The sequence below is a fragment of the Bacillus sp. ms-22 genome (genome assembly GCF_009759805.1).
GTDB lineage: Bacteria > Bacillota > Bacilli > Bacillales > Bacillaceae > Bacillus > Bacillus xiamenensis.
Genome location: NZ_CP046653.1, coordinates 677,318 through 702,068, shown reverse-complemented (window position 1 = coordinate 702,068; position 24,751 = coordinate 677,318). Strand labels below are relative to the sequence as shown.

The following is a 24,751-nucleotide window of genomic DNA, read 5'->3' as shown; positions in this document are numbered from 1 at the left end:
ATATAGATGGACCGATTTGTTAAAGTTTCATATAGATGGTGTACATCCACATAGAAACGCTTTTACACGGAGAAAAATGGAGGAATCAGATAAAAAAATCCTCACTTTTTCTGTGAGGATAATTGAGAAAGGAGATCTAAAGACAAGCTTGCAGCACGATTGTTCTCTTCTTGAATAGACAAGTAAACTTCTTTCCTATGGATATCAACGTGCTTAGGGGCCTCAATCCCGATTTTTACTTGATCGCCTTCGATCGAAATAATCTTAACTTCAATATCATCGCCTATTTGAATTGACTGATTTAATTTACGAGATAGAACTAGCATGAGGAAGCCACCTCTAACAAATGTTTTGTATGATAGGCAGAATCATGCAAAATCACTTGCTTGGCTTTCATGTTTTTCCGGTTCACAATAATAGGCGCTCTTAAGTTAGCTGTCGTTTTTTCAATAGAAGATCCCATTGTTAAAATCACCATCACTTCTACATCATTGGCATCTTCAACACCGAGAATGTCTACAACCGCTTCTTCTAAGTCAAATTCATATTGATTGAAGAACAAAAACGGGCTGCTGACAATAAAGCCTAATTCTGCATTTTTCAATGATTGGAGAACGAGAAATGGAGATTCTTCTGATAAAGGTAAAATGACAAATTGTTTTTGATCTAGAAATCCTGGAATTCCGTTAGAGAAGTTGATGATCTGCTCCTCTTTAATCGTCACTTCGCCATGGTATTTTGTTTGAATGATCATAATTCACGACCTTTTTCGTTTTTCTTAACTATACCTTATCACCATTTTGACCAGTTTCGTCAACCTCTATTTTTAGTTCAGGGTATTGTAGCATATCAATATTGACCTTACCTGGCTTGTAGTTAACGATTGGTTTATGAGGTGTTGCCTCTATGACAGCTTTTTGCGGCTCCACATCAATTTGAAGCTCGGATGGCTGATAGTGAATTTTCACACTAAAGAATGAAGGAATCACACCGATGGTGAATTGTTTTGCTGGAGGACTGCCATTGATTTTGGCAAACTCCGCAATCGCACTACCACCTTCCTCGATCTTGATTAGTTCGCTTCCTTCTTCCGCTCTTCGACCCATCCCCTCTCCAACAGCACGTTTCCCTTCAGCTGCCCATTCCTCAGAACGCCTAAAAATTGATTTGATATCCATATCAGCAAACGCCTCAGTTTGATCAATGGTTAATTTCGACGGTGTCCTTGTGATGCTCATAACAGCTTTTGGCTGTTGAATTTCAAGATCCGCTCTTGGCTGTTCTAATTCTTGGCTAGAGGGGGTTGTTGACATTTGCAGCTTTGCATAAGTTTGCTCTATTAACAATCTCGGGATTTGCATAATGTTCACCTCCATGATGCAAAAAAGCACCCAGCGGATGCTTTTTATTATCTTAAGAAATCGACAAGTGATGGCTGAATGACTTTAGCTGTCGTTGCTAAGGCAGCTCTATTCACTGTCTCTTGTTGAAGAAGATCAAGAATGGCTTTTTCACTTTCAACATCTTCGTTATCTGATTTAGCATTTTTCAGCACTTCGGCTTGTGCAGTCAAACGGCTTTCGACTAAGTCAACACGATTCGTTCGGGCACCAAGATCCGAACGTTCAGCACTCATCACTTCTTTGAATTGATCAATATCACCTAGTGCCTCATCTGAATCCGTAAACGTTCCATTTTTCAATGCGTTTTCTAAATCCGTCAGCATTTCAATGACATTTTGACCGTTGGCAGACTGACCACCAAACGCTGTTAGAGGATTTGAGTTCACATTTAAAGTGATACCATCAGAAATGTTCGTTTTCACTGCGTTTGCATCTGTATAGGTCTCAAAATTAAATGTATACGTACCATCTGCATTCTCTACAACTGGTTTTACATTAGTATTCGTCCCATTAAATACAAACTTACCTAACATTTGAGTGTTCATTGCATCGATGATTTGTTTCTTCATCTGACCAACTTCTACGCCGACAGCAGCTAAATCTTCTGGCTGTTTTGTTCCATTCGCCGCATCAAGCACTTTATCTCGTATATTTGACATAATATCAATGATTTCAGTGACACTTGTTTCAGATGTATCAATCCAGTTTCGTGCCTCATTTAAATTATTTTGATATTGTTCATTTCGAAACAGGGCTGTACTATATTGAAGACTTTTCACTGCTGCAACAGGATCATCAGACGTTTTTGTGAAACGTTTTCCAGCCTGTGCCTGCTCATTAATTTTAGAGAGTTTTTCATAGCTTTTACTAATATTGCGAAGTGAGTTTTGAGAAATCATACCTTGTGTGACTCGCATCAGTTACCCTACCTTCCTACGACACCCATGCCGTTTATTACTTTATCTAATACCTCATCTTGTAATGTCACGATTCTTGCAGCTGCGTTATACGCATGCTGAAATTGGATCATGTTCGTCATTTCTTCATCCAAAGATACAGAGCTAGTTGACATTCTGCGTTCATTGGCTGAGTTAACAAGCGCTGCTGAACTGCTTTCAAGCGTCATGTTCTTTTTACCTTGTATTCCCATTTCAGCAATGACATTTTGATAGTAGTCCTGAATCGTCGTTGTATTTCCGCCAATTGCCAGCTTTAAGTTTTGAATATCGGCTAATTGTGTAGCATTCGAACCGTCACCTTGCGTTTGATTAAGAGATGCAGCAATGTTATCTGTTGATGCTAAAATGACATCGCTCACTTTGATACGAGCTGCCAAGCCTTTATTCAAATCATTGTTATTCTCGATGTCAAAAAAGTCTTGTCCGCTTGTGCCATTTAACGTGTACCCTTGCTTATGCACATCGTTAAATGTATCCATGAATACTTGTGCTACTTCATCTAGCTCTGCAAGCATCTCTGGATACATTCCTTTTTCAGCTCCATTTGACATGTAGCCATACGCCTCAACAAGTGCTTTTATTTTTCCATTCACTTGTAATTGATCTGCTGCAATGGTTGTCGTTCCAAATTGAAGTGAGTTGATAAGTCCTGTCGTATCATCATAGGAAATTTGCAATTCAGACTTTTCATTGGTAATCCCATTTAAAATCGTTCCAACAGATTGTCCATTTGCACCGATCATGTCGATGTTGACGGTTCCTTCAGCAATTTTCAGTGCATTCCCTCCAGATGGATTGTAGCTCACCTTAATATCAACAAGTGAGGATAACTGATCGACAAGAGCATCACGTGTATCATAAAGATCATTAGGAAGATAACCATTAGGCTCTACTGCTGCAATCTGTTTATTCACTTCATCAATTTGAGATAAAATGGTGTTCACATCTTTAGCTGTTGAATCAAGTTCGGTTTTTAAATTCTTTTGTATCGTTGTTAAAGAAGAATTAAGCAGACGGAATTGGTCAACTAAAGCTTGTGCACTTGTTTTAACAACTGTACGTGCTGAAGCAGTATCGGCATTTTTCGATTCTGATAGGACCTGTAATGATTTCCAAAGGTTATCAAAAGCTCTATTCAAGCCTTCATCTGTCAAATCATTCATAACTCCTTCCATTTGTGAAAGGGCATCCGACTTCGCTGCATAATAAGACATATTGTTGTTATGATCTCTATACTGAAGATCTAAAAAACTGTCTCGTATTCTTTCAACAGTCCCAACTTGAACGCCTGTCCCCATTTGGCCGTATGTCTTGCCATCATATACAGAAATCACTGGGTAAGGATTATCTGCTTTAAAGGCAACTCTCTGTCTTGAGTAGCCTTCTGTATTTGCATTGGACACGTTGTTTGATGTGACATAAAGACCTGCACGCTGAGCTGTTATTCCTCGTTTTGCCGTTTCTAGTCCCATGAATGTAGAACCCATAGATATCCTCCTTATTTACGCCTTTGAATCAAACAAAGCCCGATGCTGTTTAGGCTTTGAACTCTCAAGACCATTTTGTCCGTAATTCATATTTTCTTTGTTAGGATTTACAAGATCGAATGTCAGTGAAATAAATTGAAGTGACTGCTGAATAAGCTGTTTGTTTAGTTCATTTACACCTTTCAATTCCACCATGATGTCATTTAGTTTTTCATATAGCGAAATAAGCTCTTTTTGATCCGTACCTTCAGCTTTTTCGATACATGCGGTGATGGTCGGTGATTGATCATTCTGTAAAAATTGAACTGTGGCTTCAATCCGCTTTTCTTCTAATTGTGAAATGGCCTGAATGTATTTTTGCTCAAGGTTCAGAACCTCTGAAAGAGTATCAATCTCATTATTTTTCAGCATTTCTGTTTTATCCTTAGACAGCTTTAGAAGCTGTTCATGTAATCCATAGAGACGATGCAGCTCTTCAATAATTATTTTTACTGACATCCACGCTACTCCCTTTTGTTATTGTTGTTTATAAAAATTTAGCATTTTATCTGCAATGCCTTTTGTATCTACTTGATATGTTCCGGCTTCAATGCTTTTTTTAATTTGGTCTATTTTATCTTGGCGTTCTTTCATGATATTCGGCACCTTTTGCATTTCGATTGCCTTTTTAGAAATTTCGACTTTATCAGTTGATTTCGCTTGATTCGATTGCAACGTTTGTTTCTCATATGTTTTCTTGTAAGGATTTACTGGTTGTGTTCCATATCGATTAATTTTCACGGGATTCCTCTCGCTTTCCGTTACAGTCTGTCTTGATTCTATCCATTTTATCGACCAAACTGCAACTTAGTTTAGGGAATCAGTCATTTTTAGGATTAATGGCATAATAGGTGTCTTTTTTCCTAGATTCGATCTCTCTTTTACGCTCTTCTTCTTGGTTCATTTGGCTGATTTGAGCATTTATATCCTGTTCACATTGGCTACATAGCTTATTTTTCCTGATCGGTTGGCCACATCTTTCACAAGGATAGTTGATATTCGGAAATTGACTAATTTGAAGCCTTTTCAATCGAATAAATTTTAGGATTAATTCTTCATCAACCTCTGTTGCATCTACTATTTCAGCAATGGTTGATTGTCTATTACTTTGCTTTCGTAAGAATTTATAAACGAGATCAAAAGAACGTTCTTCTTCTTCAAAACATTTGTTACAAACCGTTTGGATGGTGGTTTTTAAAAATAACTGATTACATTGTGGACAGTTTGCCAATTGATTCATAACCAAAACCCCTTACGTTATTTTCTTCTCTTAATATCGGTTGATTGTCATGATTTTTAACTGCGAATCAACGTAAAAGAGGAAACGCTTTTGGCACCTGCGTCTTTTAAAATTCTTGCCGCATGGTAGACTGTCGCCCCGGTTGTATAAATATCATCAACTAATATGACATCCTTTAGAACGATCGGATCTGGCTGTTTTAATTGGAACAAACCCTTTTGATTTAAACGATCATTTTTGCTTTTCTTTGACTGCTTCCTTTGATGTACTTTAATGAGTGGCTGGAATATAGGTCCACCAATCATGGAAGCAAGCATTACCGACTGATTGAATCCTCTTTCCTTTAGCCTCTCTTTACTCAAAGGAATTGGGACAAGCACAGGCTCTTTGATTGAAAAAGAGCGTTTAAACACTGCTTGTACATCTCTTTTAAATAGCTCAGCTAAAGCCGTATCACCTCGGAATTTAAATCGTGCTAGAACATCTTTCATAAAATCGTTGTAAACATAAACAGACCTATTCTTCTCAAGGACTTCCTCAGAATCAGTTCGTTTATTCCACCGTGAACAATCATGGCACAAATGGTCATCTGACTGTACTCTTCCGCATTTGGGGCAAATAGGACTGTCAATCTTCGTTAGCTTCCTCTTACATGCTACACATAAACGATCTTCATTTGATAGAAGAAATGACTTCCATGTAAAAGCAGCCACAAAATGCCCCTCACAAATTGGGCAAATCAACTATTTTCCTTGTTCATCGGCAAACGTTTTTCGCACCTTGGAAATGTTGTGACTGTTGAAGCAGCTTCTATAAGAATGACCAGCATGGCCGTATTCTTCTGTTTGTCTACCATCTCGGATTTACTGTAAGATATTTTATCGATATCTGTTATATACTGCGGTTTCACTTGATTTAGAGAAATAGCTAATACATCTTCTATACACTTTTCACAATGACAAATCATGTTTAATTGGTTGAGATATTGATAGAGGATTTCTTTGAGTAGTATTTCTTTTGCGTTGAGTAGCATATTTTGTCTCTCCTGCCATTTGTGTATTGTGAATATAATGTATCATGATTTAGTTGAACCTACACTATTTTTCAGAAAACTCCTGTTTAGCCACCGTGTTCATTTGTTCGATGTGCTTCTTCGCTTTTTTCATACTTCTCGTTAAACCAAAATGAAAAAAGAACACATCTCCTTTAGCGTATTCAGGATGTCTGCCAGCCCTGCCAGAAATCTGAACAAGCGCACTCTCTGTAAAAATAGTAGATTCTGCACCTAACACACCCACCTGAACATCTCGAATGGTGACGCCTCTTTCTAGAATTGTTGTTGTAACTAGAACATCATATCTATGCTCTCTGAAGTGTTGAACCTTTTGTTTCCTATCTTGATCATCGGCAGAAACACCCTGTACATTTACATGATGTGCTCGAAGGATCTGCGTGACCCTCTTCATAGTAGAAATAGAAGGGACAAAAAGTAAAACCCTTTTTTTCTTTTTGATATGTTCCTGCAGCCAGTTCATTGTAATAGATGGCAGCCGATTCTTTTTTAATTTCTTTCTCCATTGTCCAATCCATTGAAATGCTGGGACAGGCAACGGTTGTTGGTGAAAACGCAAAGGAATTTTTACCGCTTCTAATTGTCCACGAACCACATCCTTTTTCATTTTTTTAGATGGCGTGGCACTTAAATAAATCCTAACTCCTGTTTTCTTCATGGCCTTAACAACAGCAAATTGAAGACGTTCATCAATTGAATAAGGAAAGGCATCGACTTCATCTACTATGAGGACATCAAAAGCATTTTTGTATCTCATCAGTTGATGGGTTGTGGCAATCATTAGCGGTGCTATTTGAAATCTTTGAGGACTTCCGCCATAAAGTGCAGCTATATCAAGCCCTTGGAATGCCTTTCTAATTCGTGGTTCGAGTTCAAGTACAACATCGGTTCTAGGCGTCGCAATACAGACACTCATTCCTTTATTTAACGCATATTCAATTCCGTGAAAAAGCACCTCCGTTTTCCCCGCACCGCAAACAGCCCAAACCAGTAAATCAGATGTGTTTTTTATCGCTTCTACCATTCTTTTTGACGCCCTCTTTTGTCCTTTAGACAGCTCTCCCTGCCATGTCAATTCAGCTTGGATTGTTTCTTCCTTGTGCGGACCCGTCCATTCATAGAGGAAACCACATTCAGTTACTTTACCCATCATGATGCAAGATCTACAGTATAGACAGTCTTTTTGACATGTTTCACACGGTGAGCGGGCAAAATATCGTTTATTTGATACACCGCATCGACAGCATATTAAACCAATCGATTCTCTTTCAATGGCGTGTGTTCTATCAATAAATCCTTGCTTCTCCAGCCAATCCAAATCAGACTGTGTACATTGACATTCAAAAGCAAGAAGGTGTCGTGATTGGAGCTGCTGCCGGAGTTCCAGCGCTTTCTTCATGTTCAATATTACCCAACACCTTTCGACTAATGTTTGCCTATTATGTACAAAGAGAAGACCTTTCGTCCAACTGCAAAAATAGAAAAATAAATCCCCTTTTCCATACGAAAAGGGGATTTTGATATCTATCTAATCATCCAGCCAAGACCTAAAGCGCCTTCGCCTAAATGTGTACCAATCACGGCACCAAAGTAGCTTTTATAAAATTCGACATGAGGGTACTTTTCTGATAAATGTGCAATCAATTCTTCTGCTTCTTCTTCTCTATTTCCATGAATGATTGCAGCTCTCATCGGTACACCGCGTGATGCATCTTCATCGAATAATTCAAAGATGCGTGAAATGGCTTTTTTTCGTGTACGAATCTTTTCAAAAGGGACAATTAGCTTGTTGTCAAAATGAAGGATAGGCTTTACCTTTAAGAGGCTCCCAATAAAAGCCTGAGCACCACTTAATCTGCCGCCTCTTTGCAAATGAGTTAAGTCGTCTACCATAAAATAGGCTCTTTCGCTTTCTTTCAATTGATTCAAGTGTGCTAAAATTTCTTCTGGAGAAGCACCTTCTTGAACTTTTTCAGCCGCTTCTAGTGCATAAAATCCCTGCACCATACAGCTAGTTTCTGAATCAAACGGATAAATGTCAATTCCTTCGACCATGTCGTTCGCTGCGGCTACACTATTATATGTTCCACTGATTCCGCTCGAAAGATGAATACTAATGACCGCATCATATGTTTCACTTAATTTTTCATATAATCCTACTAATTCACCAAAAGCAGGCTGAGAGGTCGTTGGAAGATCTTTATGCTTTTTTACTTCTTCATAATATGTCTTCCAATCCATCTCAATTTCTTCTCGATATGATTCGGTGCCAAAGATGACGTTAAGAGGGATCATATGAATTCGATGTTTATCACGCAGCTCTTGTGGTATATAAGCAGTACTGTCTGTTACAACGGCTATTTTCATTCTTAAATACCTTCCTTATTCGTTTCTCTTTTTATTTTAAAAGTATCCTGATTGTTTTTCATTAGATTTATAATAGTAATCAAAAAAGCCTGCCTAATCAATAGGCAAGCTGCTATATCCGAAAAAGACTCCTTGTCCTGCCTATTTTCTCTCTCAACCTAAAAAGGTGTGAGAACCAAAAACAGGCGAAAAAGGAGTACTTGTTCGGAACATTATCTCATTTCTACCCAACCGTTTTTAATCGCTACAACAACAGCTTGTGTACGGTCATTTACATTCATTTTTTGCAAAATGTTACTCACGTGGTTTTTGACTGTTTTCTCACTAATAAAGAGCGATTCGCCAATACCTCTGTTGCTCTTTCCGTCAGCTAACATTTGAAGAACTTCACATTCACGTCTTGTTAAGATATGAAGTGGTCTGCGAATTTCAGGATATACCTCGTGCTGTGGATGTGCTGAAACGCCGCTAGTCGCTAGGCGTCGGAATTCATTTACTAAGTTATGAGTGACTTTCGGATGTAAATAAGAACCTCCGTCAGCTACTACTTTCACTGCTTCAATGAGGGTGTCTGCATCCATTTCTTTTAACAGGTAGCCTCTCGCTCCTGTCTTTAAAGCATGTGTCACATAGTTTTCATCGTCATGAATAGATAAGATAATGACTTTTGATTCGGGATAAAGCTCTACTAGTTGCTTTGTAGCCTCTACACCATTTACATTCGGCATATTAATGTCCATAATGACAACATCCGGATGATAGTGCTCTACGATGCGTGCAGCTTCGTCACCGTCGTCTCCTTCTGCAACTACTTCAAAAGTAGGTTCAAAATCTAAAATCCGTTTGACACCTTCACGGAATAATTGGTGATCATCAATAATTACAATATTTACTTTAGTCACAAGCTACGCCTCCCCATGTTTATTGTTCTACACCTTAACTTTACGGTCAATATGTCTTTTGACTCTATTTTACAATTTTATTTTGTAATGTTAACGGCACTCTAATCATAATGAATGTCCCTAGACCTATTTTTGAGTCAATGGTCATTTTACCTTCTAGTAAGTCAACGCGTTCTTTCATACCAAGTAACCCGAATGATTTGTTTTTATTTGTTTTCACATCTTTCATATCAAAGCCTTTTCCATCGTCTTTGATAATTAAGGTCACAAAGTCTTTTGTTACTTCAACCTTCACAGAGATTTCTTCAGCTTCAGAATGCTTTAATGAATTTGTGACAGCTTCTTGGGCTAGTCTAAATAGTGCCACTTCAAATTGAGAAGCGATTCTTTCGCTTTCTGTATCACCAATGCACTGGAACGTAATCTTGGTTTTCCCATCGTACTCTTCAATTGTGTTTAAGTACTTTCTTAGCGTCGGAATGAGACCTAAATCATCTAAAGCCATCGGTCTTAAATCATAAATGATTCTTCTCACTTCGTACAGTGCATTTCGCACATTCTGTCTAAGACTTCTAATTTCTTTAAAGCCTTCTTCTGTTCCACGGTCTCTAAAAATTCGTTCAATTAATTCAGAACGCATCATTACATTTGCCAGCATCTGAGCAGGCCCATCATGTATTTCCCGTGATACCCTTTTGCGCTCTTCTTCTTGGGCTTCAATAATTCTTAGTCCAAAATCTTGTTTTGCCTGAGCATCTTCAAGTAAAACGCCGACTTGGCGTAAATCTTGGTTTAGGTAGTTGAGGACGACCGTGATCTGGCTCACAAGTGTTTCTGAACGTTCAATGACGTCTTGTAAGCTTAGTAATCGTCTTTCTAGATCGTCTCTTCTTTCCCTCAGCTGCTTTTCACGCTGCTGGATCATAGTGAGTTCTACTTGCAGATTATGCGCTTTTTCGTAGGCTTCTCGAATTTCTTCTTCACTGAATTTGTTGAAGTTTCTGCTGACCTCAGATAATCGGTTTCTAGCATGTCTCGTATGTACTTCTAGTTTATCACCAAAATCAATTACTTCATTTACTTGCTGTTTGATTTGTTTAAGCTCTTCTACTAGGCTTTCATATTGTTGACGGGACTGCTCGCCTATTCTAAATACTTCGTCCTTACTGCCATCAACTGTACTTAGCATTTTCATGATGATTGAATCCAATAATTTCGGATCCATTTTAGGTGTTGTCATGGCTTTTCCCTCCCGTAACAGTGATGTCATCTTTTTTTATTATAAATGTCATTGATCTGTATTTTATGTCGAATTATAATGAAAGAATGCGTATAAAACATGAAGTGTTTATGACGACCCTTTTTCCGCTTCTATCATCATAACAAAATACGCTGTAAAATTCTAAAGTCATGCAAATTTTTCTAGTCTTACAATTTGCTTGTCAGGAGGGTATGTCTTTTGCTGAACCGCTATTTCACAGTGAAAAGTCGTGGCGAGCATGAGATCGTCATTGAAAAATCACGTTTTATTTGTCATATACAGCGTGCTGTCTCAGAAGAAGAAGCACAAGCATTTATACAATCCATTAAAAAACAGCATTGGAATGCCACTCATAATTGTTCAGCTTATCTGATTGGTGAACATGACCTGATTCAAAAAGCAAATGATGATGGTGAACCAAGCGGTACGGCAGGTGTACCAATGCTTGAAGTATTGAAAAAACGTAAGCTGAAAGATACGGTTGTTGTTGTCACTCGTTATTTCGGCGGCATTAAGCTAGGTGCCGGAGGGTTAATTCGTGCGTACGGAAAATCTGTATCAGAAGCAATCAATCATGTCGGTATAGTAGAACGCTGTTTAATGCGTACGATGCACACAACAATAGATTATACATGGCTTGGTAAGGTAGAGAATGAGCTTAGAGCCTCATCTTTTCACCTAAAAGAAATCCACTATGCCGAAGATGTTATTTTCGAGACATATGTAAAAGAAACACAAACAGAGCAATTCATTGGATGGATGACTGAGCTGACAAATGGAAAGAGTGTGACAAAAGAAGGCGAACTTATTTATTTAGAAAAGGACATTGGTCCGATAAAGGAGACAGATGAATGGCACAACGAGTAAAAGTGCGTGTACGAAAGAAAAAAAATAAAAAGAAAAAAATTTTTAAGCGTATCCTGGTCTTATTTTTGCTTCTCTTCATCTGCATAGGCGGATTTGCCGTTTATAAAATTGTGAATACACTTCAGGCTGCTGACAAAACATATGATGAATTAGAACGCGGGGAGAAATCTAAGCTGCGTGATACTGTCATTGATATTAAGAAAAAACCTTTCTCCGTTTTATTTGTCGGCATAGAGGATTATGCCACGAATGGTGATCATGGCCGTTCAGATTCACTCATTGTCGCAACCATTAATCCTCAGGATAAAACGATGAAAATGGTGAGTATCCCTCGTGACACACGGGTACAGCTTGCAAGTGACACAACTGGCAATAAAGTGAAAATCAATGCGGCATTTGCAAAAGGCGGAAAAGAAGAAACGATCGAAACTGTCGAACAATTCTTGAATATTCCGATCGATAAATATGCAACAGTGGATTTTGATGGCTTCAAAGATGTCATTGATGAAGTTGGTGGAATTGATGTAGATGTTCCATTTGATTTCAATGAAAAAAGTGACGTCAAAAAATCGAAAAAGATTTACTTTAAAAAAGGCAATATGCATTTAAATGGGGAAGAAGCACTTGCTTACGCGCGGATGAGAAAGCAAGATCCACGTGGTGATTTCGGGCGTAACGATCGTCAGAAGCAGATTTTACGCGCAATAATTGATCAAATGGCGAAGCCAAAGAACATTGCAAACGTGGATAATATCGCAAAAGAAGTAAGTGATCACATTACGACCAACTTCCGTATCACGGAAGGACTTGCTCTTCAGCAAATCTACAGCGGCTTTAAAGGAGACGACACAGAAACACTTTCTATTAAAGGATCAGACCTTTATTTAGGACCAAATCGAACATACTTCTTTGAGCCGGATCAAACCAACTTGGCTGAAGTACAAAATGAATTACGGACGCATTTAAAGCTTTCTTCTGAGTCATCGACTGAAACAGATTCACAGACCAATTCATCCTCTGATGAAACAGGGTCAACGGATACGATGAGCTCATCGACAAATTCATCAGGACAATAAAAAACAGCCCGCCTCCTTGGGAACTGACCCCATAAGATGAGACAAATCAAAAACACCTTCAAGTTTGAAAACGGATCGTTGTGATCCGAAATAAAGCATGGAGGTGTTTTTTCTATGGGTACAAGAGTGAGTTATCCGGTTGAAGTGAAACAGAAGGCTGTAGAAATGAGATTGGCAGGTGTACCTATGAAAGAGATCATGCAGGAATTGAATATTAAGAATAAGACGCAGGTTCAGACATGGGTGAGGTGGCATAAGGCTGGGGATACACACCGGTTCGAACAGCCTGTTGGAAAACAATATTCCTATGGAAAGGGCCCCGACTACTCTTCCGAATTAGAGAGACTGCAGGCAGAAAATCGCTATTTGAGTCAACAGAATGAAGTTTTAAAAAAGTACAACGAATTGGAAAGGAAGTTGATAAGGAAACGGCAATCAAACTGGTAGAAGAATTGTGCAAAACGTTGACGGTACAGGACACCTGTATCCATTTAGGCATCTTACGAGTATCAGAAAGCTGTTCATATAAAAGGCATTACCATGAGCATGTCCCATAAAGGGACGTCCGCTGATAATGTGCCTCCATCGAATCGTTTCATTCCTCACACGTTCTATACTTAACAGGATTGATCGAACTACGACCACCATCGTAGAACGCACTGTCAAAGAATACATTTATTATTATAACAACATCCGTATTCAAACGAAACTAAACAACCAATCACCGATAAAATACCGGCAATTGGCTGTATAAAGGTGTTTTGATCCCTGTCTCAAAAACGGCGGGTCAGTCCCGAGGCACGGGCTGTTTTTATTGTCTTTTGACCATTCGTTTATAGAATTTCGTAAATGGCTTGAACTCTTCGTTCACCAAACCAGTAACTTCTGCAATGACTTGCATAAACATGACCAGTAAAAAGATAATGATCAATGAGAGCCAAATGGTGGCACTTGTCAGCAAGATTGCACTTAAGCTAAAGACTAAGCCAATCATGTAAATGACGATCACAGCCATTCGATGAGATAAGCCAAAGGCCATCAGTCGATGATGGATGTGTGATTTATCAGGCGCCGAAATTGGCTGTTTATTTAATATCCGCCTAATGATTGCAAAGGTGGTATCAAAGATAGGGACACCTAAGATGATCACTGGGACAACGACACTAAACAAAGTGACACTTTTGTATAACCCTAAAAGTGACAGCACCGAAATCATATAGCCTAAAAATAACGAGCCTGTATCGCCCATAAAAATCTTTGCTGGATGGAAATTATAAAATAAAAAACCAATGGTACTGCCAATGACGACAAGAGATAACGAAAGAATTAGGATTTTGTCAGCCGAAAACGCCATGACTGCAATCGTTGTTAAACCGATAACCGAGATACCGGCAGCCAGTCCATCTAATCCATCGATTAAATTAATTGCATTTGTGATTCCAACAATCCATAGTACAGTCAGGGGATATGCCATCCACCCTAGCTCCATTCGATCTGTTAAGAAAGGAACAGAGAAAAAGTCCATTTTTAACCCCGTGCTCACGATTAAACAAGCGACGAGAATTTGTACGAGAAATTTAAATTTTGCACTTAAATTATATTTATCATCAAATATACCTAAAATGACGATGAGAACAGCGCCAACTGAAATAGCTGTAATTTTATTATGTAGAAACAGCCCACCTGCTAGTGCTCCAGCCGCTACCCCAATAAAAATCGCCAAACCACCCATTCGAGGCATTACTCTATCATGAACTTTTCGTTTATTCGGCTGGTCCACTGCACCAATCTTAATTGCAAACTTTTTGACGATTGGTGTCACAATTAAAACTGTAGCCAGAGAGACAAAAAACGCTAATAAGGCGCGTTCGTAATCCATAGGTCAGTCTCCTTCTAAATTGAAATCTGTATTTTGTATATTGGCCGCTCTTTCCATTATACAATTGAATATAGGATGATCACAAGCTCCCCCTGTGAAGAAGAAACAAATAAAAACGCACAATCCTGAATGAATTATGCGTTTTCTTTAATATTCGTTAATTCCACCATGTTTGTGAACAGCGCGTGCCAATCTTTTTTCTTTGCTCGGCTTTGTCTTAGATGTCTATAGGTCATGTCGTCTTTTTTGCTGATCACTTTCAGACAGGCTTCTACGAAAAGAGCAGAATCTTCGCCCTCTAAATATTCATACACATCATTCTCTTTTAGCCTTTCCGTTGATGGAAGATTTAAACCAACAACAGGTATTCCTGCAGCTAAAAATTCATATAGCTTGAGCGGGAAAACAGCTTGATTATAAGGAGACTGTTTGTATGGCATCATTCCTACATCAATCAGTTTCATGTAAGCAGGCACTTCTTCTGGTGCGACAGCCCCTGTCCAAATGACATTTGGCAGTTTGAGTGCATGCTGAAAAGATGGATCTCCATTTGTTCCATCCGGACCGACAAATAAAAATGTCCAATCTGGCTGCATGCGAGCAGCTTGTGCGATCATGTCAAAATTGAGCTTCGGCTTGATTCCTCCAATAAAGCCAAGAACGGTACCTTCTCTTCCCTCCAGCACATCCTCCCTGCTAGGAAGGCTGCTTTTCGCAAACACATCGTACTCGACGCCATTTTCCACTGTGAACACATCTTTCGGTTCACCCATAAGCCGTTTTTTGATTTGATCATGTAGATATTGAGAGGAGCATGTAATGCTGTGTGCGTATTTAATGATCCGGTTTTCTGCTTTTACAATGACCCGCTGCCTCATATAAGAAAGAATGCTGTTTTTTCCGCTGATAGGCTCTCCCCACAGATCACTGCAATCATACACAATATGTTTCCATTCAAATAAAGAAGATAAGAGCGGAAATCCAGGAAACGTATACCATAAACAGACGGCTATGCCCTTCTTTTCCTCCTGCCGCAAATGCTCAAGCAGAGGGGACAATTTATGAATATAAAACATATCTTGATAACGGCCAAAGCGGAAAAACTTGCTCTTGAGCACATCAGGAATGGTCATTTGCTTCATTCGATCCGTTATAGGCTGAAAGGGAGCTAAATGACGGGAGGCAGATGGACATACCCAGATGACCTCTTTCGTCTCTGGATCAGATGCTAGAAATTCTGCTAAGCGATGCCGTCTGTATCTCAGACCATCCTGTCCCCATTCTCCCGTTGCTACGATAACATGTATGATCGAGTCTGCTTTCACCTTTATCACCTTTTTTCCCTTCTGTTTATAAGCGCTTCTTCACAGCATTTGTGGCATAATGCATAAAACACCAAGACGCTTTGACAAAATGAAGCTGCTCAATTTCTCTGTAGACAAACCACGTTTTTTTCGCTGCTTTCCACTTGTTACTAGAGATCGAGTTGCCAACGATGCGATATTCACTGAGCGGCTCACTCATTCCATAGGCCGTAAATCCTCTTTTTAAAATAGAGAGCCATGTGGCTAAGTCCTGTCTTGTTCGAATGTTTGGCATTTCCACATGTCCCACCTGCTGAAGATCGAGCATCACCGTCAAACAGCCGATAATCGTATTTTTCAAGGCTTCATTGTAGTTCAACTGAGCCGGTGCTGTGACAGTTTTTTGTAACAGTTCTCCATTTTCTGCGATGATGTCATATGCCGTGAATGTAAAGGCATAATCATTTGCTAGCATAAAGTCGACCTGTTTTTCGAGCTTTGTCTCTTTCCACTTATCATCGCTGTCTAAAAAAGCGATAAAGCGCCCTTTTGCCTGTTTGATGGCAGTGTTTCTAGCAATGGCGGCTCCCCCATTTTCCTCTAAATAAATGACGTTGATTCTGTCGTCCGTTTGACTTAATTCCCTTAACAGCTTCCTAGTTCCATCTGTTGAGCCATCATCTGCAATGATCAGCTCCCAGTTAGCATAAGTTTGGGCAAGGACGGAATGAACTGTATCCGTTACATAACGTTCCGCATTATACGCCGGTGTAATGATTGATACTAACGGTTGCTTGTTCACCTAGGACTCATCTCCAGTTCATCATTAAGATTCTTTGAACACTTCAGGTAACACCACAAACATGAGCGAGATGCTGAAGCCAACGACAAGTCCAAGCAGTGCCCGTTTTTTCGCTGACATGCCTTTATTGCCTTCATCGAGCACTTGGGCAGGATCGACAATCTTTGCCTGCTTCATCCCGAGCTTTGTAGACTCCAATTCATATAAAAAACGTTCTTTATCGACTTTGGAATCATTGCTGACAGATTCATCTTCTAGAGCAGATAATCTATTTTCAATGACCTGCTGTCTTTTCATAAATAAGGCCTTGTCTTGCTTTAAAAATGTATCTGACACTTGTTTCACGACAGCCAAGGCCCGGGCTTTGTCGGCATCTGTAAATGACAGCTGTAATTGTGTATCTGATGCATTGGTGAGAATCAGACGGTTTTTCACATCCTGCCTTTCTGCTTCCTTGACATCATGTAGTGCTTGATTCAGAAATGCATCGCTTTTTATGAGAGATGTCACTTCTGCCATATTGTTATACACCCCATCATCATATTTACCAAGCGTCAAGGTCACAGCGGCTGTGTAGCTAGACTGCTCTACTGTCCCTTTGGCAAAAAAGAAACCAAAAGCGGCTAATATGACAGGCAATAGTACGAGCCATACGATATATTTTTTGATTCGCTTCCTTATTCTTACCATGAAACCAGACATGTTCATTCTCCCAACATTGACGTATTTGCTTTTTCACTAGTGTAGCCATACAAGCTCATCATCACACGTTTTACCACGGCTTTAAACGTTGTTTATTTTTCATGATATTCACCGCCGTCATCACCAGTCCTAAAAATACCCAGTGGAAATATAAATTCGAAACGGAGCTGGGACTAATACTCGAGACGAGAAAACTCAGCATTGCAGCAAATAGACCTTCGATGATCATCTTTGCTGGTCTCGTGTCAGCCAATTGGTATTGTTTGTACAGTGAGAACATGAGATAGGCGTACACTGAGAGATACCCCAGCATGACGGCAAAGCCAAAATTCGTCATCAGCTCTAGTAGCCAATTGTGCACTTCAACGACTTGATCTGTATCAAAGATCGAAAAGTGGGCTAAGTAGTAAGACACATTGCCTGCACCGACCCCAAAGCCATATGAATTCGTAAAGAAATGCCATGCGTTTTTGATCAAATTAGCCCGAGCGATGTTGGACGGGAGTGGTTCACTAAAAGAATGTGCGACCTGAGAAGCGAGAAACAAGTCATAAAAGACCGAATAGATCTTAGCTGAAAAGATGGCAAGACATATGACGCCAAGCCCGCCTGCTGCGATGAGTGACCACTTTTTTAAAAAGCGAGGCAGCAGCAGCCACACATAGATCGCCGCTCCAGCAAATATACCCAGCAAGCTCGCGCGCGATTCTGTTAACAAAATGAGATACAGTGCTGCGATCGCTCCTAATCCCCCAAACGCTTTGATATAACCATTTTTCACCTGACGCATACACGCTACATATAAGAAAAAGCTAATAGATAAAAACGTCGCAAAGTCATTTTGATTAAAGAATACAGCTGTAGGATAGTGCTGTTTGTACGCTGGTCCAAGATACAATGATGTATTCGGTAAATGGTTCAAGGTCAAGTGATTATAGAACCCGATCCCCATCACAAAGACGGTCATGACAAGCCAAATGCTATAAAAGGTTACAATCTGATCCATTCGCTGAATATACATGACCACGAGGAAGACAAATCCCATTCCCATTGCAAGAAGAGACATATATTTCAGACCGTCTGTGACTGAATGAGCCCAAAGCAGTGAAATGAGGCCATAAAGAAACCATGCAGCGAAAAAGCCAAGAATGCCTTTTACACGAATGTGCCGCCACTGTGATATGTACGTTCCCCTGTCTCTCATCCGCCATATCAATAAAACAAAGACAGCCATGAGCATGATACGGTAGAGAAAAAGACTAAAGAATCCGACACTAATAGAAAAGAAAGCGTTATTGAGAAAGGTGAATGCAATCAAAAGGTAGATGGCTGACATGAAGACTTGATCACCGTTCATGTATAGCTTCATCAATACGGCAGCTGCCGTGAGCACCACAAGCAAAACCGGGACTGCCACCATCTTTTTTAACCCAATAGGCTGGGTGGATGCCAGCTGCACAAGCCCTATGCCTGCAGCTAATAAAATACATCCGATCATGATTTGCCATGCTGTTTGTTTCACACTCATACCCATTTTCCTCCTAAACAACCCATCCGATTTGAGGGATTAAGCCTTTACTCCCTGTTCATAGTAGGAGATGGTACGAGCCAAACCTTCTTGTAAAGACACGACAGGCTCCCAATTTAAGACTTGTTTCGTTTCCTCATTTGACAATGTACTATGCACAATATCTCCTGCACGCTGAGGCTTATAAATCGGTTCAAGTTGTGATCTGGTCACTCGCTTCATCGTTTGAAACAGCTCATTCACCGTGATGGAATCACCACATGAGATATTTAAACAAACGTTTGATTTGGCAGTTAAAGCCGACACATTCGCTGCTGCTAGATCACCGACATAGATGAAATCTCTTGTTTGTTCCCCGTCTCCGAAGATGAAAGGGGTCTCATGCTTTGCAAACTTATCAGAAAAAATAGAGACAACCCCTCCTTCGCCAAGCGCATCTTGACGCGGTCCATATACATTGCTGTATCGTAGAATACAATAATCCAGCTCATAGAGTGATTTCGCCATCTCTAAATACCGCTCGACTGTGAGTTTCGATAAGCCATAAGGTGAACCAGGCTGTAGTGGATGAGCTGTATCTACCGGCAGATAAACCGGGTCTCCATAGACAGCTGCCGATGAGGCAAACACCACTTTTTCCACACCGGCTTCAGCCGCTGCTTTTATCACATGAAGCGATCCTTTAATATTGACCTCTTCGTCATAGATAAAATGTTGAACCGAAACGGCTACACTCACTTGTGCTGCAAGATGGATGATATAATCTGGTGCAATTTGTTTGATCAAATCGACCGTTTCTGATTTTGTGACATCTGCTTCCACGCATTGTACGGAAAGATGAGCTATATTTTCCTTAGATCCAGTTGAAAAATTATCAAGAACTATGGGCTCATAGCCTTTTTCTAGTAAAGCCTCTACCGTATGAGACCCAATAAATCCACTTCCCCCAGTAACCAATACTTTCTTCATCCAAGCTCCCCCTATTATTGTGCCTTCGATACCAATTCTGCTTCCCATACGCCTGGGCGGCCGATCGACTGGTAAATAAATCCTCTCTCTTTCATTTCTGCTGGATCAAACAAATTCCTTCCATCAATTAAAATTGGTGAGCGAAGCAGCTGCTTGATCTGATCCTTATCCATCTTCTGTACATCCTCCCACTCTGTTAAGATGAGACAAGCATCTGTATCTTTCACTGTTTCGTAGAGATCATTGCTGAAGACTGCCTGCGGGCCAAGCTCTCTTTCTGCTTCTACATAAGCAATTGGATCATAGGCTTTGACAAAAGCTCCGAGTTCTCTCAGCATCGGGATAATATCTAATGATGGGGCTGAGCGCATATCATTGGTGTTCGGTTTAAATGCGAGCCCTAAGACGGAAATGGTCTTCCCTTTAATATCACCGAACACACTCATGAGCTTGCTGACAAGATGAGCTCTTTGGTTGTTGTTTGTTTCAATCACAGATTCGATCAGCTTGAACCGGTAGCCGGCTGTCTCGGCAATTTTGAGAAGAGCCATTGTATCTTTCGGGAAACAAGACCCTCCAAATCCAATGCCCGCTTTTAAAAATTTATGCCCGATGCGGCTGTCTAACCCAACTCCTTCGCTGACTTTCTCAACATCAGCGCCAACCCTCTCGCAAATATTCGCAATGTCATTGATGAATGAGATTTTTGTGGCGAGCATGGCATTTGCCGCATACTTAATCATTTCTGCACTTTCTAAGTTGGTCTCAACAACCTCTGTTTGAAACGGATCATGCAATCTTTTAATGATGGTCGATGCATGAGTGCTTGTTGCGCCAACGACTGCTCTCTCCATATTCATCGTGTCTTGAATCGCCGAACCTTCTCGAAGGAACTCTGGATTGGATACAACATCAAATGGATATTTACTGCGTGATGCCTTTTGAACAATGGCTTGAACAAGACGTCCTGTTCCAACTGGCACTGTGCTTTTGTTCACGATGATTTTGTAGCCATTCAGGTGTTCACCAATCGTTTGAGCGACGGCTTTTACGAAAGTTAAATCCGCTTCACCCTTCGATGTCATCGGTGTCCCTACAGCAATATAAATGATCTCAGATTCTCGAATCGCAGCAGGAATATTGGTTGTAAAACATAATCTTCCTTCTTTTGTATTCTTTTCAATCAATTCCTTTAAGCCTGGTTCATAAATTGGAACGACACCGCTTTGTAAGCTGTTGATTTTTGATTCATCAATGTCACAGCAGATGACGCGATTTCCGATATCAGCAAAACAAGTACCCGATACTAACCCGACATATCCTGTTCCAATCACAGCAATTTTCTTCAACCTGTTTCATCCTCTCAGTAAAAGCATATTGTCCGTTCCAAACTGTTTATCTATCAGTCTTTGCACATTTCTTCCTGTTTAAACGATGGATATTGATTGATTCAGCACCTTTTCATACTGCTGAATGAGATGCTTCGTATTATGTGATGATGAATATTCTGTATGGACGATGTGGTGAAGGTCGTTCTTCACTTGATCATTCCATTTATTTTCATAAAGATACGCGTGAATCGCCTCTTTTAGCTGACTCGTTGAGCGCGGCTCAATGAGCAGATGTCGATAAGTAGAAAACAATGATGGGAGGCCACCTACTCGTGTTGCAATAACAGGTACTTTTAAAGCGAGCGCCTCTAGGACGACAGTCGGCATTCCTTCACTATAGGATGGAAGGGCAAACAGATCGGCCGCCATGACATAATGTTTCACTTGATCATTTGGCATCTGCCCCGTGAGTATAATTGATTCCCCAGCTCGTTCTGCTAGCTCCTTTGCGAGGGGTCCTTTTCCAACTAAGACCGCTTTCACACCAGCCATCCCCTTAACTGCATCAACTAATTCAAGTAAGCCTTTTCTCTTTGACTAAGCGACCGGCGAAGACAATAAGCTTGTCGTGAAGCGGTAACCCTAACTGCTTTCGGATGGCTTCTTGATCCCCTTGTGTATTAGAAAATGACTCGAGCGGAATCCCAAGCGGGAGGAATTGCGCTTCCACCTTTGTCATATCATGTGTCTTTTTTGCCAGCTCCTCACTCACTGTCAGAACAGCGGCGGCCTGTTTCACCGCTGTTTCAAAGGCTGCAAGCGCCCCTTTGCTATAGTTCGGATATACATTCACATCACTGCCGTGTAAGGTCAGAAGATAAGGGATATGCGTTTCTTTTTGAATCACAGCTGCTGCGCCGCCAGACGGCATAGCAAAGTGCGCATGGATAAAATCTGGTGACAGCTGATTGCGCTGCATTGCGCGGAGAACAGAAGCTGCGATTCGGTTGCTCGGCTGTGCCCATTTCAACTGTCCAGGTAACGCTGTATAGGGCGGCCTGTAAACCGTCACACCGTTTCGAACCTCTTGTTCCGGCAAGTCTATTTTCTGCCGATAGGACGACTTGATCATCCGTAATACTGGGAGATTCACGGGGGTAGGGCAAATGACGGTTACGTCTATTCCTTGTTTGAGCAGCTCCTGCACCTGCGTTTCATGAAAGACGCCTTCACTCGGATGGTTTTCACTAGGATATACACTTGTCAGCCATAGCACCTTCATGACGAACGACCTCTTCTCCATAATTTGCTTGCAGCCTGCGGATACATTTTGACAAGCAGCAAGCCATACAAAGCAGCACTTAAACAAATTGTTAGTAGCAATTGAAGCGTCATATCGGCTGACGTCAGCTTCATCCCTTGATGAACAGCCACTGTACAGGCGGCCATGAACAGCGTCATGACAGCAGGCTTTACGAGTGAGCTTACATACACCTTCATATCTAGCTGAATGACGTATGCCATAAGCCATCTGCCCACAATGAAGTTCAGCAGGCTGACACCTGAGTAAATCCAAGCTACTGTCACTAGACTGCCCGTATTTACTCCCGTATATAATGCGCCTCCATAGACGATCAGCATGCCTGTATCCCAATAAAAAGCTAAGTCCGCTCTCCCTTTTGCAAGGAGGATGGAACCGTTTGGATTCATGAGCACACGCAGAAGACCGACAATGCACAAAATATTAAGAACCGGAACTGCCACTAGCCACTTCTCTCCAAACACCACTTCTATAAAGCTGTCTGATACGGCAGCAAGACCGATTAATAATGGGAAACTAATCAATGCGAGCATATTCGTCATACTGAGGAAGCCCTCGCGCAGCATCGAATGGTCTCGCTGACTTTTTGCGAATAGAGGGAAAGCCACTCTCGTCACAATCGGATTGATTTTCAGCACTGGAATCGTCACGATTTGATAAGCCAAACTGTAAATGCCTAACGCCTCCGCTCCAAGAAACCGGCCGATTAAGATCATGTCAATGTTCGATCCTGCCCGGTTGACAAGCCTTGATGCCATCTGGAAAGCCCCGAAGGAGAAAAACTCTTTCACTTCCCCTAATGCGAAAACAGGTGCTGGGCGCCACTTTTTCCAATAAGCTGCCGCATACAATAGCCCCTTTCCTGCTTGAAGCAGCACTTGAGAAACAACATAGGCCACAATCGGATTGATAAAAAAGGCAAGAACGAGTAAAACGAGCAGCGATATGATGGACGCAATGGTTTCAATGGTACTTAATGTTTTAAAAGCTAAATCTTTTTGCATCATATATTGATATTGCTGACCAATTGGTGCAATGAGAAACATGATCGATAACAACTTGAGCAAGCCATCCAGCTCAGGTCTGGCATAAAAGGCGGCAATCAAGGGACTTGCGAGGATTAATACACAAAACAAGAGAATCCCCGTCAGCAAGTTAATCCAATATAATGTAGATAATTGACGTTCTGTCGTTTGTTCCTTTTGAATGATCGCAGCACCAATGCCTAGATCAAGTAAAATTTGCGTAAATATTGTGACAGTTGTGATCATGCCAACGAGTCCAAATTCTTTAAGTGACATCACGTTCCCTAGAAAGGCAAACTGTGCAATTTGGATAATGGTAATGATCAATGCGGACAAGCTTGTCCATTTCGCCCCGCCTAGCATGCGATTTTTCATACTTGCCATTTCTCTTCCCTACTTTACTTATCTGGCTCCGTCACCAGTCAAAATGACTTTTAACGTTTTTACCATAATCTTCGCGTCGAGAGAAAATGTCAAGTTTTGAATATAATGTAAGTCGTGTGATAATTTTTCACTTGGACTCATTTCATATCCTCCATTTACTTGAGCAAGGCCTGTCAGCCCCGGCTTGACCGTCAGTCTTTTTGTAAAGCCTGGTATTGTCCGATTAAATTCTGCAGTAAACATCGGTCTTTCCGGGCGTGGACCTACAATACTCATTTCTCCTTTTAACACGTTGATAAATTGCGGCAGTTCATCAATTCTTGTTTTTCGAATGAATGCCCCCACTTTGGTAATACGGGGATCATTTTTTTGCGCCCATTTCGCTCCTCCGCTTTCTGCGTCGGTTCTCATCGATCTGAGCTTCCATAATTTAAAGTAGACACCGTCTTTTCCGACCCTTTCCTGCATATAAAAGGCTGGACCTGGTGTTTCTAACTTAATCAATAGGGCGAACAGCAAAATGATTGGCGTACTCAACATCAATCCGATGAACGAGAACACTAAATCTATGAAACGTTTTGCAAATAAATAACGAACCATATGTTCTGTTAAAGCAAAAGAGTGGTTTCGTCTCACTTCATATTCTCTATAAAGATTCATCGCTTTCTCTGCGCTCACTGACCTGCACCTCACCATTCAGAGTAGTTGTTGTGTAAAGAGATGTTCTATGAAAGTCAGTTTAGCAGAGCAACATTAAGCAAATGTAAATGGGCTGTTAAGTCTTGTAAAAGTGTGTTAAGAATGTGCCCTTATATCAAGTTATGCCCTTTTAA

25 protein-coding genes and 2 pseudogenes are annotated in these 24,751 nt (G+C 40.6%); 3 read left to right on the top strand and 24 right to left on the bottom strand.

Annotated features, from left to right (window positions below):
- Positions 1 to 101 precede the first annotated feature (101 nt).
- From csrA to GPA07_RS03565, 14 genes are all read right to left on the bottom strand, one after another.
- Positions 102 to 326, bottom strand: coding sequence for a carbon storage regulator CsrA (gene csrA, locus GPA07_RS03630; RefSeq protein ID WP_157292040.1), 225 nt, complete (start codon positions 324 to 326; stop codon positions 102 to 104).
- Positions 320 to 754 carry a flagellar assembly protein FliW gene (gene fliW, locus GPA07_RS03625; protein ID WP_008360183.1) on the bottom strand — a complete coding sequence of 145 codons (435 nt, stop codon included), beginning with the start codon at positions 752 to 754 and terminating at the stop codon, positions 320 to 322. The genes csrA and fliW overlap by 7 nt, the downstream gene beginning before the upstream one ends.
- Before the next feature lie 28 nt (positions 755 to 782).
- The gene (locus GPA07_RS03620; RefSeq protein WP_008360185.1) at positions 783 to 1,361 is read right to left on the bottom strand and encodes a DUF6470 family protein; all 579 of its coding nucleotides are present in this window, start codon (positions 1,359 to 1,361) and stop codon (positions 783 to 785) included.
- 47 nt (positions 1,362 to 1,408) lie between these two features.
- Positions 1,409 to 2,320 (bottom strand): flagellar hook-associated protein FlgL, encoded by a 912-nt coding sequence (gene flgL, locus GPA07_RS03615; RefSeq protein ID WP_008360187.1) that lies wholly within the window; start codon positions 2,318 to 2,320, stop codon positions 1,409 to 1,411.
- Positions 2,321 to 2,328: 8 nt separating this feature from the next.
- Complete coding sequence (gene flgK, locus GPA07_RS03610) at positions 2,329 to 3,849, bottom strand: flagellar hook-associated protein FlgK (protein ID WP_008360189.1); 1,521 nt, start codon at positions 3,847 to 3,849, stop codon at positions 2,329 to 2,331.
- Positions 3,850 to 3,864: 15 nt separating this feature from the next.
- On the bottom strand, positions 3,865 to 4,347 hold the full coding sequence (locus GPA07_RS03605) for a flagellar protein FlgN (protein WP_008360191.1): 483 nt from the start codon (positions 4,345 to 4,347) through the stop codon (positions 3,865 to 3,867).
- 18 nt (positions 4,348 to 4,365) lie between these two features.
- A complete protein-coding gene (gene flgM / locus GPA07_RS03600; protein WP_003213252.1) occupies positions 4,366 to 4,629 on the bottom strand; it encodes a flagellar biosynthesis anti-sigma factor FlgM in 264 nt (87 codons plus the stop codon).
- Between the two features lie 79 nt (positions 4,630 to 4,708).
- The gene (locus tag GPA07_RS03595; protein ID WP_008360193.1) at positions 4,709 to 5,128 is read right to left on the bottom strand and encodes a TIGR03826 family flagellar region protein; all 420 of its coding nucleotides are present in this window, start codon (positions 5,126 to 5,128) and stop codon (positions 4,709 to 4,711) included.
- A 56-nt stretch (positions 5,129 to 5,184) separates the two neighbouring features.
- Complete coding sequence (locus tag GPA07_RS18585; RefSeq protein ID WP_008360195.1) at positions 5,185 to 5,841, bottom strand: ComF family protein; 657 nt, start codon at positions 5,839 to 5,841, stop codon at positions 5,185 to 5,187.
- 26 nt (positions 5,842 to 5,867) lie between these two features.
- On the bottom strand, positions 5,868 to 6,161 hold the full coding sequence (locus GPA07_RS03585) for a late competence protein ComFB (protein WP_008360197.1): 294 nt from the start codon (positions 6,159 to 6,161) through the stop codon (positions 5,868 to 5,870).
- Between the two features lie 64 nt (positions 6,162 to 6,225).
- Positions 6,226 to 7,605, bottom strand: coding sequence for an ATP-dependent helicase ComFA (locus GPA07_RS03580; protein ID WP_145939407.1), 1,380 nt, complete (start codon positions 7,603 to 7,605; stop codon positions 6,226 to 6,228).
- A 119-nt stretch (positions 7,606 to 7,724) separates the two neighbouring features.
- A complete protein-coding gene (locus tag GPA07_RS03575) occupies positions 7,725 to 8,567 on the bottom strand; it encodes a DegV family protein (protein WP_157292039.1) in 843 nt (280 codons plus the stop codon).
- Between the two features lie 212 nt (positions 8,568 to 8,779).
- Complete coding sequence (gene degU / locus GPA07_RS03570; protein WP_008348273.1) at positions 8,780 to 9,469, bottom strand: two-component system response regulator DegU; 690 nt, start codon at positions 9,467 to 9,469, stop codon at positions 8,780 to 8,782.
- A gap of 64 nt (positions 9,470 to 9,533) precedes the next feature.
- Positions 9,534 to 10,709 carry a two-component sensor histidine kinase DegS gene (locus GPA07_RS03565; protein ID WP_008360205.1) on the bottom strand — a complete coding sequence of 392 codons (1,176 nt, stop codon included), beginning with the start codon at positions 10,707 to 10,709 and terminating at the stop codon, positions 9,534 to 9,536.
- A 219-nt stretch (positions 10,710 to 10,928) separates the two neighbouring features.
- Between GPA07_RS03565 and GPA07_RS03560 the strand changes: the two genes are divergently transcribed.
- From GPA07_RS03560 to GPA07_RS03550, 3 genes and pseudogenes are all read left to right on the top strand, one after another.
- Positions 10,929 to 11,597, top strand: coding sequence for a YigZ family protein (locus tag GPA07_RS03560; RefSeq protein ID WP_157292038.1), 669 nt, complete (start codon positions 10,929 to 10,931; stop codon positions 11,595 to 11,597).
- Positions 11,582 to 12,673 (top strand): LCP family protein, encoded by a 1,092-nt coding sequence (locus GPA07_RS03555; protein WP_008360210.1) that lies wholly within the window; start codon positions 11,582 to 11,584, stop codon positions 12,671 to 12,673. The genes GPA07_RS03560 and GPA07_RS03555 overlap by 16 nt, the downstream gene beginning before the upstream one ends.
- A gap of 114 nt (positions 12,674 to 12,787) precedes the next feature.
- A pseudogene (locus tag GPA07_RS03550) lies at positions 12,788 to 13,427 on the top strand (IS3 family transposase).
- Positions 13,428 to 13,484: 57 nt separating this feature from the next.
- Here GPA07_RS03550 and GPA07_RS03545 read toward each other — a convergent pair.
- The 10 genes and pseudogenes from GPA07_RS03545 to GPA07_RS03500 form a co-directional block, all read right to left on the bottom strand.
- On the bottom strand, positions 13,485 to 14,552 hold the full coding sequence (locus tag GPA07_RS03545; RefSeq protein WP_071168499.1) for a glycosyltransferase family 4 protein: 1,068 nt from the start codon (positions 14,550 to 14,552) through the stop codon (positions 13,485 to 13,487).
- Positions 14,553 to 14,686: 134 nt separating this feature from the next.
- Positions 14,687 to 15,886 carry a teichuronic acid biosynthesis protein TuaH gene (tuaH, locus tag GPA07_RS03540; RefSeq protein ID WP_157292037.1) on the bottom strand — a complete coding sequence of 400 codons (1,200 nt, stop codon included), beginning with the start codon at positions 15,884 to 15,886 and terminating at the stop codon, positions 14,687 to 14,689.
- A gap of 16 nt (positions 15,887 to 15,902) precedes the next feature.
- A complete protein-coding gene (gene tuaG / locus GPA07_RS03535) occupies positions 15,903 to 16,658 on the bottom strand; it encodes a teichuronic acid biosynthesis protein TuaG (protein WP_157292036.1) in 756 nt (251 codons plus the stop codon).
- A gap of 24 nt (positions 16,659 to 16,682) precedes the next feature.
- Positions 16,683 to 17,360: a teichuronic acid biosynthesis protein TuaF gene (gene tuaF, locus GPA07_RS03530; protein WP_071168498.1), complete on the bottom strand. Its 678-nt coding sequence runs from the start codon at positions 17,358 to 17,360 to the stop codon at positions 16,683 to 16,685.
- Between the two features lie 70 nt (positions 17,361 to 17,430).
- Complete coding sequence (gene tuaE / locus GPA07_RS03525; RefSeq protein WP_008357506.1) at positions 17,431 to 18,888, bottom strand: teichuronic acid biosynthesis protein TuaE; 1,458 nt, start codon at positions 18,886 to 18,888, stop codon at positions 17,431 to 17,433.
- A gap of 39 nt (positions 18,889 to 18,927) precedes the next feature.
- Positions 18,928 to 19,857, bottom strand: coding sequence for an NAD-dependent epimerase/dehydratase family protein (locus GPA07_RS03520; RefSeq protein ID WP_008357508.1), 930 nt, complete (start codon positions 19,855 to 19,857; stop codon positions 18,928 to 18,930).
- 14 nt (positions 19,858 to 19,871) lie between these two features.
- A complete protein-coding gene (gene tuaD / locus GPA07_RS03515; protein WP_008357510.1) occupies positions 19,872 to 21,206 on the bottom strand; it encodes a UDP-glucose 6-dehydrogenase TuaD in 1,335 nt (444 codons plus the stop codon).
- A gap of 78 nt (positions 21,207 to 21,284) precedes the next feature.
- A pseudogene (tuaC, locus tag GPA07_RS03510) lies at positions 21,285 to 22,470 on the bottom strand (teichuronic acid biosynthesis protein TuaC).
- Positions 22,467 to 23,918 (bottom strand): teichuronic acid biosynthesis protein TuaB, encoded by a 1,452-nt coding sequence (gene tuaB / locus GPA07_RS03505; protein WP_008357515.1) that lies wholly within the window; start codon positions 23,916 to 23,918, stop codon positions 22,467 to 22,469. Before tuaB ends, tuaC begins: the two are co-directional and overlap by 4 nt.
- A gap of 18 nt (positions 23,919 to 23,936) precedes the next feature.
- Positions 23,937 to 24,596 (bottom strand): sugar transferase, encoded by a 660-nt coding sequence (locus GPA07_RS03500; protein WP_008357518.1) that lies wholly within the window; start codon positions 24,594 to 24,596, stop codon positions 23,937 to 23,939.
- Positions 24,597 to 24,751 lie beyond the last annotated feature (155 nt).